This window comes from Yoonia sp. BS5-3 (assembly GCF_038069655.2).
Classification (GTDB): domain Bacteria; phylum Pseudomonadota; class Alphaproteobacteria; order Rhodobacterales; family Rhodobacteraceae; genus Yoonia; species Yoonia phaeophyticola.
In genome coordinates this window covers 2,885,045-2,897,695 of record NZ_CP150951.2, presented here as the reverse complement: position 1 = coordinate 2,897,695, position 12,651 = coordinate 2,885,045, and the positions used below count along the sequence as shown (strand labels likewise).

Below are 12,651 nucleotides of genomic sequence, written 5' to 3'. Positions count from 1 at the left end.
AAGATGACAGACCGCCTGCCCCACGAAAAAGGCTTTCACATCAGCTGGGACCAACTGCATCGCGACAGCCGGGCGCTCGCTTGGCGCCTTGACGGTCAGGGGCCCGATAATGGCGCATGGAAAGCGGTCGTTGCGATTACACGCGGCGGCATGGCCCCGGCCATGATCGCCGCGCGCGAGCTGGATATTCGCACCGTCGACACGATCAGCGTCAAAAGCTACGATCATCAGGACCAATCACAGGCGCAAGTGCTCAAATCACCCGATAAGGCTTTGATGGGGGATGGCACTGGTATTCTGATCATCGATGATCTGGTTGATAGCGGCAAAACGCTTGAATTGGTGCGGGATATTTATCCAAAGGCGCATTTCGCGACTGTTTACGCCAAACCCAAAGGGCGCCCGCAGGTCGATACATTCATCACCGAAGTCAGCCAGGACACATGGATCTTCTTTCCGTGGGACATGGCACTGCAATATGTCGAACCCTACCGGGGCAAAGACTAGCCCTTCCATTCTGACGCAAGGATCCTGCGATGCCCCTGTCCCGGACGGCAAATACCTTTCCACCCCCGGTGATGGAGGCACGGCGTTGGCTTGACGGTGTTGATCATCCAGCAAGCCGCCCCTTGCTGAATGTCTCACAGGCCGCACCGGTTGACCCGCCCCCGCTGAACATGCGCGAAGCGATGGCGCGGATGGTCGTCGATGATGCCGAAACACATCTATATGGGCCGGTGCTCGGGCTCCCTGCCCTGCGGGCCGAAGTCGCCCAGAATTGGAGCGCGGCCTACAAAGGCAGCATTGCGCCCGCGCAGGTGGCCATCACGTCGGGCTGCAATCAGGCCTTCGCGGCCACAATCGCCACGCTGTGCACCGAAGGGGATGAGGTCATCATCCCCGTGCCCTATTACTTTAACCACCGCATGTGGCTGGATATGTCCGGTGTGAAAACCGTGGCGCTGATGACCAATGCGGCCATGCTCCCCGAAGCGCCTGCCGCCGAAAAGCTGATCACAGCGCGCACGCGGGCCATCGCCCTTGTCAGTCCCAATAACCCTTGCGGTGTTGAATACCCGGCAGAAACACTGCGGGCTTTTATGGATCTGGCACGCAAACATAAAATCGCGCTGATTGTCGATGAAACCTACCGGGATTTCGACAGCCGCAGCGGCGCACCGCATGATTTGTTTATGGACCCCGATTGGGGCGACACGCTGGTGCATCTGTATTCCTTTTCAAAGGCATACCGGCTGACGGGGCACCGGGTTGGGGCCGTCATCGCCAATCAGACAAGACTGGCCGAGATCGAAAAGTTTCTTGATACGGTGGCGATCTGCCCAAACCAGCTGGGGCAAAGGGCCGCGCTCTGGGGTATGCAAAACCTACAGGATTGGCTGGCGGGCGAACGGCATGAGATTTTAGACCGGCGCGCGGCAATCACAGGCAATTTCCCCAAACTGGCCGCGCAAGGCTGGGACCTTTTGGGCGTTGGGGCCTATTTCGCCTATGCAAGGCACCCGTTTGGGCAGCCATCAGACCAACTGGCGCCCCAGTTGGTGCGCGATGCGGGCGTGCTGCTGCTGCCAGGGACAATGTTCATGCCAGCCGACATCCCTGGCAGCGAGACGCAATTTCGGATCGCATTTGCCAACATTGATCGCAGTGGAATCGAAACGCTGTTCGAGCGGCTTTCAGACTTGCCCTACTGACCCTTGCACCGCCCCGCGCATCGCCCTATTCATGCGCAACCTCAACCGGCGGAACAGGCATTCAAATGGCACAAAAAGGCAATAAACGGTACGGCGCTTGGATTGTTGTCGGCGTGGTTCTTGTGGGTCTGGCCGGTTTTGGCACTGGTGGGCTGACCGGAAATGTGCGCAGTCTCGGCACGGTTGGCGAAAAGGACGTGAGCGTCGCCTCTTATCAGCAAGCGCTGAACCAACAAATTCGGGCGCTGTCGCAGCAATTCGGCACAGCGATCTCTTTTCAACAGGCGCATTCCTTTGGCGTTGATCAAAGCGCGCTGAACCAGATCATCTTGTTCCGCACACTTGATAACGAAGCAACTCAGCTGGGCATTTCGGCTGGTGACGAAGCCGTTTTTGACGTTCTGCAAGATAACCCCGCCTTCCAGGGCGGCGGCGGATTCAACCGCGACACCTATCGGCTTGCTCTGCAACAATCGGGCCAGTCCGAGGCCGAATATGAAACCGGTCTGCGCGAAGAAATCGCGCGCACATTGCTTCAGGGCGCTGTTGTGGGCGGGGTACCTCCGATTGATGCCTATGCAGACGCGCTTGTCCAATATATCGGCGAGCAGCGCAGCATCACATGGGCCACGATCACTGCGGACGCTTTGCAATCGCCTGTGCCGGGCGCGACAGAGGCCGATCAACAAGCCTATTACGATGCAAACCCCGAGGCATTCACCCTGCCCGAAACCCGTGACATCACGTATGCATGGCTGACACCGTCGATGATCCAGGATCAGATGGAGGTCACGGATGAGGCAATCGCAGCACTTTACGAGGCGCGGATCGGTGAATTTGTGCAGCCCGAACGGCGGCTGGTCGAACGGCTCGTTTATGTCGATCAGGCCCGGGCTGAAGCTGCCATGGCACAGCTGGACGCGGGCGAGGCCACATTCGAAGATCTCGTGGCCGAGCGCGGGCTCGCGCTATCCGACATCGATCTGGGCGATGTCAGCCAGGACGAATTGCGCGATGCGGGTGAGGCTGTGTTCGCCGCAGACCCCAGCGACGTCGTAGGGCCGTTCAACACGCCGCTTGGGCCCGCACTGTTCCGCATGAACGCGATCCTGGCCGCGCAGGAAACAACGCTTGAAGCAGCAACACCGCGGTTGCGCGAAGAGCTGGCCGGGAATGCGGCGCGCGAGTTTATCAATGACAGCGCCGATGGGATCGTCGATCTACTGGCGGGCGGTGCAACCCCCGAAGATCTGGCCGAACGGACGGACCTTGAACTGGGCATGATCAACTGGACCAGCGAACTCTCTGAAGGGATCGCTGCCTATGATACGTTCCGGCGCGAAGCGGCCAGCGTCGCCGAAGGCGATTTTCCGGAACTACAGGATCTGTCAGATGGCGGCATCTTCGTGCTGCGGCTTGACGGAATCACCCCGCCCACGCTGCAGCCACTTGATGACGTCCGCGAAGCGGTCACCGATGCATGGCAGACCCAGGCACGCCAAAAAGCCGTGATTGCACGCGCCGAAGAAATCGCCGCATCCATTGAGCCACTGACTGATTTCAGCACGCTGGACCTGGAACCATTGACCGAAGAAGCGCTGACACGGCGCAGCTTCGTCGAAGGCACCCCGCCTGCATTCAATGATGCGCTTTTTGAAATGACCATCGGCGAAACGCGGGTCATCGATGCATTCGACCGGGCCATCATCGTCCGCCTTGACGATATCGCAGCACCCGATGAGACCGCAGAAGACACAATCGCACAGCGCGAAGCGATTGCGGATACGGCCGCCGCAGGGATCAGACAGGACATTTTTGAAGCCTATGCAACAGCGCTTCAGGAAGACACTGAGGTCAATATCAATCAAACCACCGTCAACGCGGTCAACGCGCTGTTTCAATAGGTGATACATGGCCCTCTTGCCTGATTACGACCGTTTCGCCGCTGGCTTTGAAGCGGGCGAAAACCAAATCGTCTATACCCGGCTTGCCGCCGATCTGGACACACCCGTTTCACTGATGCTCAAGCTCTCCGGGGCGGGCAAAAACGCTTTCATGCTGGAAAGCGTCACGGGCGGTGAAGTGCGGGGGCGGTATTCGATCATTGGGATGAACCCTGATCTGATCTGGGAATGCCGGGGAACGACATCGCGGATCAACCGCAATGCGCGGTTTGATGATGCTGGTTTTGTGGACCAAGATGATGATCCGCTGACAGCGCTGCGGGCGCTTCTGGCCGAATCAAAGATCGACCTGCCCTCCGACCTGCCTGCGGCATCCGCCGGGCTGTTCGGGTATCTGGGCTATGATATGATCCGGCTGGTTGAACATCTGCCCGATATCAATCCCGATCCGCTAAATGTCCCCGATGCGGTCATGCTGCGGCCTTCGGTTGTTGCGGTGCTCGACGGGGTCAAAGGCGACGTGATTCTGGTGGCACCGGCCTATGTGAACTCTGGCCTGTCCGCGCGGGCGGCCTATGCACAAGCGGCTGAGCGGGTGATGGACGCACAGCGCGCACTTGAAGGGCCAATGCCAAGTGAGGCGCGCAGCTTTGCGGAACCGGCTCCAATCGCACCGCCCGTGTCCAATTTCGCCCATGACGCCTATCTGGCAGCCGTCGAAAAGGCCAAGGAATATATCCGGGCGGGCGATATCTTTCAGGTCGTACCTTCACAGCGCTGGACACAGGATTTTCCTGAACCGCCCTTCGCGCTCTACCGGTCCTTGCGGCGGACCAACCCCTCGCCTTTCATGTTCTATTTTAATTTCGGCGGGTTCCAGGTGGTGGGCGCCAGCCCGGAAATTCTGGTGCGTGTTTTCGACAAAGAGGTGACGATCCGGCCCATCGCCGGAACGCGGCCACGCGGAGCAACAGCGGCAGAGGATGCAGCGCTAGAAGCCGATCTGCTCGCCGATGAAAAAGAACTGGCCGAACACCTGATGCTGCTCGATCTGGGACGGAACGACACCGGCAAGGTCAGCAAAATCGGCAGCGTGCATCCGACCGAAAAATTTATTGTCGAACGCTACAGCCATGTGATGCATATCGTTTCAAACGTGGTAGGCGAATTGGCCGATGATCAAGACGCGCTCAGCGCATTCTTTGCGGGGATGCCGGCCGGAACGGTCTCAGGCGCACCCAAAGTACGGGCCATGGAAATCATCGATGAGCTTGAGCCGGAAAAGCGCGGCATCTACGGCGGCGGCTGCGGATATTTCAGCGCGAATGGGGACATGGACATGTGCATCGCGCTGCGCACAGCGGTGCTGAAAGACGAAAAGCTCTATATCCAGGCGGGCGGCGGCGTGGTCTATGACAGCGACCCCGAGGCTGAATATCAAGAAACCGTGCATAAATCCAAAGCGATCCGCAAAGCGGCAGCAGATGCGCGCATGTTCCAACAAAACGGGAACTGAACCCCAACACAAAGCGCATAACCGCTTTGTGTTGGGGTTCATACATGGTTGCCGTTACACTGCTGTCTCTGAACATGTGCTCGAGGGTGGGGCGTCACGCTGATCGTAATCGGACGTGCCACGATCAAGTTCTTTGCTTGGGACAACGACACAGAAGACGCCCAACGGACTTCGAACTGAGGGCGCATCCTGCCAAACCCATGGCACCGCGCCCAAATCACATCACCCGGTCAAGTTTTCAAAGAAGTATTGGTGCGGTCGGAGTGCATCCGCCACTATAATAAAAGTAATATCTTACAACCCGCAAACGTGATCTAATCGTAATCATTTTTTTGTTTTTCTGCCTCGATTTGATGCTCTTCGCGCGCGCCAGCTGCCACCTCTTCGGGTTCTCTGACCACTATGAGCGAGGCTGGTCATCACAATAAGGTCAGTTAGAGCCCGTAGTAGGAACAGAAGGTAACGCGTGTGGTGCAGGACTTCGGACCGGATGGGTGTTTGTGGACGGTTACAAAACCCGCCGATCCCGTCGCTTGTTGTAGGTCTAGCAAAGACGTCCGCCAGCCATGCCCAAAAATTGCAAACCTACAGCCTCTTCGGCCTGTTCACGCCGCATTCCTTGAGAGCGGTACCGCAATTCAGCATAGTATATTCGTAGCATGTTAAATACGTTTTGATGTGTTACATAGCCCAACCATGCGGTGACGGCCTTTTTGAAGAGTTCTTTCAGTTCTGGGCGCATGCTCTCTACTTCAGCCCGAAACACTAGAACTTCTTCCGATGAGGCCGCTCCGCCCGCCCGTAGTTTCGTACCAACGCGTGCCAGATCAAAGCTAACGGATTTATCCTGAGCCATATTCCCCATTTGAGAAAGGATGTCCAACACCATGTCCGGGACATCGTCAGGTGTATCCATCATGCTGTTTGAAGATTCAAAAAAGTCACGTGATGCGTTCTCCATTACCCGGTTCGCCAGGCCGCGAGCTCGCAAATATAGCTCGAAACCCAACAAAAATAAGGCCGCGAGGATGATAACCCCAACCCACTCAATCATTGTCTGATCCACCTTTTTTCTTACTTTTCAAACGCTTATGTTCTCTCTTAGAGGTCTGTCGTTTAATCTTAGCTTGTAATTTAGCATTTTCTAAGGCAGAATCAGCCTTTATTTCAGCCATCTCACGGCGATGTTTTAACACAGTTCCGATACGTAGAGTGATCATGAGGGCCACCAGCAAAGCAAGTGTCTGGTAGGGACCTAGGCCAAGATCCGCTACTAACAGGCGGAATTCCTTTAGCCAATCGGCGTCAAACATCTCAAAACTCTCTAAAGCTAAAATCTTAAAAATTAGTTATGGCGTGGTTGACTCAATATATCCAGCGCAATCTTTGGTGGTGCAACCCTACTCCGCCCGCTGCAATACCTCTTCCAGTTAAGGCTTACAGGTGCGTCCATCGCATTAGACACAACGATATGCGCCAGCGTGCCGTTGTCAGTGCGGCTGTTGTCTTCCAACCATGCAAAGTGGTTTGCATGCTGGTGCAGGTTACTTAGGGCTAACGCCGCAGTGCTAGCCAGAGACAATTTCCGTATGCGGGTAGGATAATAAAGGCCTGAAGGGCGATATGAAAAATTACGCCCCAGGCGTAATCTAGGCGTAGTTGATAACTTGCCAAAAAATATGAGGGGATGGCGCTAAGTTACTGATTTAAAATGTTAAATATTTATTCCCCGAAGAACCCGCGGTAGTCGTAAGTTATTGATTATAAACATGTTTTTTGAAATGGTGCGGTCGGGGGGACTCGAACCCCCACGAGTGTTACCTCACAGCGACCTCAACGCTGCGCGTCTACCAATTCCGCCACGACCGCACGATCTTAGCTGGTAAGTGCGGCACTCATAGACGACGTGTTTTCCGATGCCAAGAGGGAAATCATCCCCTTTTCATCCGCGCCCCGCAGGGTTACCCGACAGGCATGGTGGAATGGATCATCTCAGACGGGCTGACCGAATATGATCAGGCTCTGACCTTCATGGAAAACCGCGTGGCAGGCATCATTGGTGGCACCGCGGATGAGTGTATCTGGCTGCTCGAACATCCCCCCCTTTATACCGCTGGCACCTCGGCCAACGCGGCCGATCTGATCGACCCCAACCGCTTTCCCGTGCATGAGGCGCGGCGCGGCGGCGAATATACCTATCATGGCCCGGGGCAACGGGTGGCCTATGTCATGCTGGATGTGGGCAAACGCGGCCGCGATGTGCGGCAATTCGTCAAAGATCTCGAAAACTGGGTGATTGCCACGTTGGAGACATTCAACGTGAAAGGCGAAATCCGCGAGGGCCGCGTTGGCGTCTGGGTCCAGCGCCCGGAAAAGCCGCCCCAACCCGATGGAAGCCCCGCCGAAGACAAAATCGCCGCTCTGGGGATCCGTTTGCGCAAATGGGTGTCCTTCCACGGGCTATCGATCAACGTGGAACCGGACCTTGGCCATTTCGACGGCATCGTCCCCTGCGGGATCAGCGACCACGGGGTGACTTCGCTGGTGGATCTTGGGCTACCCGTGACGATGGAGGATGTGGACGTGGCGCTACGGCACACATTCGAAACCATAATGTAGGGTGGGTGAAACCCACATCAATCCGGCTCTATCAACCCATTCGCCTTTGCGATCATAGCGGCCAATGCCGTAACCCGTTCGCGCAAATCAAGCACATCCAAGTCAGCCGCCTGCTGACAAACCCGCTCTGCCGCGCCAACTTTGTCGCCATCCTTATAAACCGGGTCAGTCGTTGCTTTCGGTCCCTTCCTGGAAAAGTAGAACGCGTGGTCATAGGGGCCGACATCCCGCATCCCGCCATAGACCTTAGTATGAATAGCGGCCAAGGCCTCATGCAGAACATCGGGCTTCACATAGTTCTCTATCTCGCGCCCCTTGGTGATCCAAACGACGCTGTCGTCACCAGTCATCTCGTCCTTGATCCGTTGCGCCGCTGGTTTCAGGCCTGCCCGTGGCCCCTCTTTGTCACTGTCGATCACAACGGCAATATGCCGGTTAAGATCGCGCAACCGAATAAAGTCCGCCGCAGCGTCATCATCAGCGCTGAGGTGCTTGATCAGCCCACCCCCATAAAACATGATCGTGTAATGCACACCTTCGATCAGATCAGGGCTCACGGCCTCTAACCAATGGCGGATGTAAATCCGATCCGACGGCCCCTCGACCCAGATCACCGCATTGGCCTGCAAAATATCAGAGGCGCGATAGCCCAGATCATCACAAATCTGCCGCTGCGCACCTTTGGTGATGGCCGGGGTCACATAGGTCTGCACGCCGTCGTTATGGACACGAAACACCGAGGCATTTGGCGTATCGATAAACGCAGACGAGTGCGTGGCAATGAAGTACTGGTTTTCGGTCTTGTCTTGCAGATACCGGATCAACTTACGCTGCAGCACAGGGTGGAGGTGGATCTCCGGTTCCTCGATGCACATGATCTTTTTCTGGTGAATAGTGCAGAAAGCCGCGATCAAGATCACCTCATGTATCCCCGTCCCGAGCGAAGCCAGGGGCAGCACCTTGTCATCCATATGGACCAACAGATGTTGACGGTGGTTGGGAACCTCCAATAGCGCGTCTGGCTTACCAGTAACCTCTTGAACAAATGTATTGATTTGATCGAAGACTTCCTTGCGTTCACGTTCGTGATGATCGGGGTTCTGGATTTCTGCGAGGTGTTTGATAAGTCCTTTGCCAGATAAGTCATCAAAAGGATCGGCCCCAGCCTCTAACTGTCGCTTCGCTGGGATGAGCATCCGGACTGGAAAATCAAAAACCATACCTGTAGCAATCGCTTCAATCACAGCCCTAGCGGCCTGTACTGGATTGGTTTGTCGGACCCTGCCAAGCTGCCTTAACAAAATCCGCCACACGCCCATATCACGCCGAGCGGCAGCGGCGTCGAAATCGGGGTGGTCGTCGGTCGAAAATGTAAGTTTGTCGGTCGTAGTGCCGAACCACATTGCTTCATTATTTGACACGTCTATTGCCAGATCGACGAGGCTTGCTTCAAGAAAATCCATAAGCTCCACATTTGAATTCCCGCGGAGCTGGGATTGTTGTTCAAGATTTTCACGAAGTCGATTGATCTCCTGCCAAGCGAAACTGTTAATCGATCTGCCCAACAAGGCGCGGAATTGGCCTGTCTCGGCTCCTCGATAACTCTCCGCTTCCGATAGTCCGGGGTTCGTTGACTCTCGACGTCTGGCACGAACATCACCCTTGAATGATGGCAATCGATCCTTAATCAAATTCAGAACAACCGACTTCCCCGCATTATTCGGCCCCACGAAAAAGTTCATGTCCGAGAACGGCGCGATGTATTGGGTCTCGGGGCCGATGCCCCGGTAGAACTGGACAGCGACGCCCTCAAGATATGTCGGCATGATCAACCACGTCAAAATTGCATTTCAGAATACACTTCAATCAGTGGACGAGCCGCGTCGTGCCGTCAACACCGCCTGCCCGCCCCCGACGCGCAAGTTGCTTAACGCTCGGGCCGGGCGTCACATGTACATACGCATTCTGTACAGCTTCTGTACGCCCTCTTGCACCCCGTCGGGTTGCCCCAGCCTGCGCCAATATATCCCATGTGCAAATGCGCTTCCTTTATTGCTCCTTTAAGCACAACGCTTTAGAACCGGGCCAAATGCGCGCCTGGCGATGAATCGCGGGTGCACAGTTGTAGCCAATACGAGGAGAGCCATCATGGCCGACGCAGCCATCCACGGCGACGCACATGAGGACGAGCGGGGCTTTTTCACCCGCTGGTTTATGTCGACAAATCATAAGGATATCGGAATTTTGTACCTGTTCACCGCAGGTGCTCTTGGTTTCATTTCGGTCGCCTTCACTGTCTACATGCGGCTCGAACTGATGAACCCCGGCGTGCAGTATATGTGCCTCGAAGGCGCCCGCATGTTCGCGGACGCATCATCGCCCTGTACGCCAAACGGTCATTTGTGGAACGTGTTGATCACCTACCACGGCGTCTTGATGATGTTCTTCGTCGTGATCCCGGCCTTGTTCGGCGGTTTTGGTAACTATTTCATGCCCTTGCAGATCGGCGCGCCAGACATGGCGTTCCCACGTCTGAACAACTTGTCCTACTGGATGTTCACCGCCGGTGCTGCACTGGGCGTCGCGTCAATGTTGGCCCCCGGCGGCAACGGGCAGCTTGGCTCAGGCGTTGGCTGGGTGCTTTACCCACCACTTTCAACCAGCGAAGGTGGGATGTCGATGGATCTGGCAATCTTTGCGGTTCACCTATCGGGGGCCTCATCGATCCTCGGCGCGATCAATATGATTACGACCTTCCTGAACATGCGTGCGCCCGGCATGACCTTGCACAAGGTGCCGCTTTTCGCTTGGTCAATCTTCGTGACGGCGTGGCTGATCCTTCTGGCCCTGCCCGTGCTGGCCGGTGCGATCACCATGCTTTTGATGGACCGCAACTTTGGCTTCGGCTTTTTCCAGCCTGAGCAAGGCGGCGATCCGATCCTTTACCAGCACATCCTGTGGTTCTTTGGTCACCCCGAAGTGTACATCATCATCATCCCCGGCTTTGGGATCATCAGCCACGTGATCGCCACGTTCAGCCGTAAGCCGATCTTTGGCTATCTGCCAATGGTCTATGCGATGGTTGCCATCGGGGTGTTGGGCTTCGTCGTCTGGGCGCACCACATGTACACCGTGGGCATGTCGCTGACACAGCAGTCTTACTTCATGCTGGCCACGATGGTGATCGCGGTACCAACAGGGGTGAAAATCTTCTCATGGATTGCCACGATGTGGGGCGGCTCGGTTGAGTTTCGGGCACCGATGCTTTGGGCCTTTGGCTTCTTGTTCCTGTTCACCGTGGGCGGTGTCACCGGTATCGTGCTGTCACAGGCAGGCGTCGACCGGGTCTATCACGACACCTATTACGTGGTTGCGCATTTCCACTATGTGATGTCGCTTGGGGCGGTCTTCGCGATTTTCGCAGGTATCTATTTCTACCTGCCAAAAATGGCTGGGCGGATGTATCCTGAATGGGCGGCCAAGCTGCATTTCTGGGCGATGTTCATCGGTGCGAACCTGACATTCTTCCCACAGCACTTCTTGGGCCGTCAGGGCATGCCGCGCCGCTACATCGACTATCCAGAGGCATTTGCGACCTGGAACTATGTCTCAAGCTGGGGTGCTTTCCTGTCCTTCGCGTCATTCGTGTTCTTCATCGGCGTGATGGTCTGGACCCTGACCAAAGGCAAACGTGTGACCGAAAGCAACCCGTGGAACGAGTATGCCGATACGCTTGAGTGGACGCTGCCCAGCCCACCGCCAGAGCATACATTTGAAATCCTGCCAAAGCAGGAAGATTGGGACAAGCAACCGGCTCACTAAGCCATTGCAATCCAAAACAAGAAGCCCTGCCAATAATTTGGCGGGGCTTTTTGTTTTCCCCTCCCTCGCACTGTTGCGTTTTGCCCCAACAGCCGCTTTTCTATAGGGCGATAAGAGGTGGAGCATTTCATGATGACAAGCCGACAACACTATCTTGGCCCGCTGACCGATAGCAGCCGCTGGGACCAGATCACCATCCGGCCCGATGACGTGTTTGTCGTGACGCCGCCCAAATGCGGTACGACCTGGATGCAAACGATTGTGGCGCTATTGCTTTCGGGTGATCCGGATATTGCGCCCGATATTTCAACCAACATGCCTTGGGTCGATATCAAACACAGGGACATCACCGAACTGGCCGGGCGGCTTGCGGCCATGTCCGAGCGGCGCAGCATGAAAAGCCATACACCTTTGGACGGTTTGCCCATTGATGAACAGGCGCATTACATCTGCGTCTTTCGTCACCCGCTTGATGCGCATTTTTCCTTTCGGCGGCATGTGGCAAATATTCAGATGCCGTTATTTAAGAACTGGTACCCCGCAGATGAAACAGGCACCGCCGCATTTCATCATTTTCTCAATGGTCAGGCGGCGGGCGATGATTGCGACGCCCTGCCCCTGGCCCATCTGCTGCGGCACTACAAAGCGGCCAAGGCGCGGGATGCGCGGCCCAATGTCACGCTGATACATTATGCGGATATGAAACGGGATCTGCCGGGGGTTTTCAGCAAACTCGCGGGCCTGCTGGATGTTTCCCATGACACAGACACAATGGCTGCATTGGTGCAGGCCGCTGGCTTTGACCATATGAAACAGCACGCCGCGCGCTACGCGCCTGCGGGCGGGCGGGGCTTTTTCAAATCGGATTCGGCGTTCTTTCACAGTGGCACACACGGGACCTGGCGCGGCAAGCTGAGCGATCAAGAACTGACCGCATATGATCACATGATGGATGCGCAACTGACAGCCTCAGATCGGGATTGGCTGGAAAACGGGTCGGGGACAGGCATCGCGCCCTAGGGTAAAGCCCACATCCGCGACAGGAACACGCATGTCCTGCGTTACTGCTTTGGCGTAA

Annotated in this window: 10 protein-coding genes, 1 tRNA gene and 1 pseudogene; 7 read left to right on the top strand and 5 right to left on the bottom strand. The window is 56.1% G+C overall.

The features are described 5' to 3' along the window. Positions 1-3 precede the first annotated feature (3 nt). From gpt to trpE, 4 genes are all read left to right on the top strand, one after another. Positions 4-507 (top strand): xanthine phosphoribosyltransferase, encoded by a 504-nt coding sequence (gene gpt / locus AABB29_RS14725; protein ID WP_341366193.1) that lies wholly within the window; start codon positions 4-6, stop codon positions 505-507. A gap of 29 nt (positions 508-536) precedes the next feature. Further along, positions 537-1,712 carry an aminotransferase gene (locus AABB29_RS14720; RefSeq protein WP_341366194.1) on the top strand — a complete coding sequence of 392 codons (1,176 nt, stop codon included), beginning with the start codon at positions 537-539 and terminating at the stop codon, positions 1,710-1,712. A 65-nt stretch (positions 1,713-1,777) separates the two neighbouring features. Then, positions 1,778-3,616, top strand: a complete 1,839-nt coding sequence (locus AABB29_RS14715) for a peptidyl-prolyl cis-trans isomerase (RefSeq protein ID WP_373636598.1) — start codon at positions 1,778-1,780, stop codon at positions 3,614-3,616. A gap of 7 nt (positions 3,617-3,623) precedes the next feature. Then, positions 3,624-5,132 (top strand): anthranilate synthase component I, encoded by a 1,509-nt coding sequence (gene trpE, locus AABB29_RS14710; protein WP_341366197.1) that lies wholly within the window; start codon positions 3,624-3,626, stop codon positions 5,130-5,132. Positions 5,133-5,676: 544 nt separating this feature from the next. Here trpE and AABB29_RS14705 read toward each other — a convergent pair. The 4 genes and pseudogenes from AABB29_RS14705 to AABB29_RS14690 form a co-directional block, all read right to left on the bottom strand. After that, positions 5,677-6,186, bottom strand: coding sequence for a hypothetical protein (locus AABB29_RS14705; protein ID WP_341366198.1), 510 nt, complete (start codon positions 6,184-6,186; stop codon positions 5,677-5,679). Then, positions 6,179-6,445, bottom strand: a complete 267-nt coding sequence (locus AABB29_RS14700) for a hypothetical protein (protein ID WP_341366199.1) — start codon at positions 6,443-6,445, stop codon at positions 6,179-6,181. The genes AABB29_RS14705 and AABB29_RS14700 overlap by 8 nt, the downstream gene beginning before the upstream one ends. Positions 6,446-6,477: 32 nt before the next feature. After that, positions 6,478-6,675: pseudogene (locus tag AABB29_RS14695) on the bottom strand (hypothetical protein); the annotation flags it as partial. A gap of 239 nt (positions 6,676-6,914) precedes the next feature. Beyond that, positions 6,915-7,001: transfer RNA gene (locus AABB29_RS14690), tRNA-Leu, on the bottom strand. A 105-nt stretch (positions 7,002-7,106) separates the two neighbouring features. Here AABB29_RS14690 and lipB point away from each other — a divergent pair. After that, a complete protein-coding gene (lipB, locus tag AABB29_RS14685; RefSeq protein ID WP_373636597.1) occupies positions 7,107-7,751 on the top strand; it encodes a lipoyl(octanoyl) transferase LipB in 645 nt (214 codons plus the stop codon). Between the two features lie 17 nt (positions 7,752-7,768). On the opposite strand, the gene AABB29_RS14680 is transcribed toward lipB, so the two are convergent. After that, positions 7,769-9,214 (bottom strand): AAA family ATPase, encoded by a 1,446-nt coding sequence (locus tag AABB29_RS14680; RefSeq protein WP_341366200.1) that lies wholly within the window; start codon positions 9,212-9,214, stop codon positions 7,769-7,771. A gap of 685 nt (positions 9,215-9,899) precedes the next feature. Between AABB29_RS14680 and ctaD the strand changes: the two genes are divergently transcribed. Beyond that, positions 9,900-11,573: a cytochrome c oxidase subunit I gene (gene ctaD / locus AABB29_RS14675; RefSeq protein WP_341366201.1), complete on the top strand. Its 1,674-nt coding sequence runs from the start codon at positions 9,900-9,902 to the stop codon at positions 11,571-11,573. Between the two features lie 129 nt (positions 11,574-11,702). Next, positions 11,703-12,593 carry a sulfotransferase domain-containing protein gene (locus AABB29_RS14670; protein ID WP_341366202.1) on the top strand — a complete coding sequence of 297 codons (891 nt, stop codon included), beginning with the start codon at positions 11,703-11,705 and terminating at the stop codon, positions 12,591-12,593. Positions 12,594-12,651: the final 58 nt, after the last annotated feature.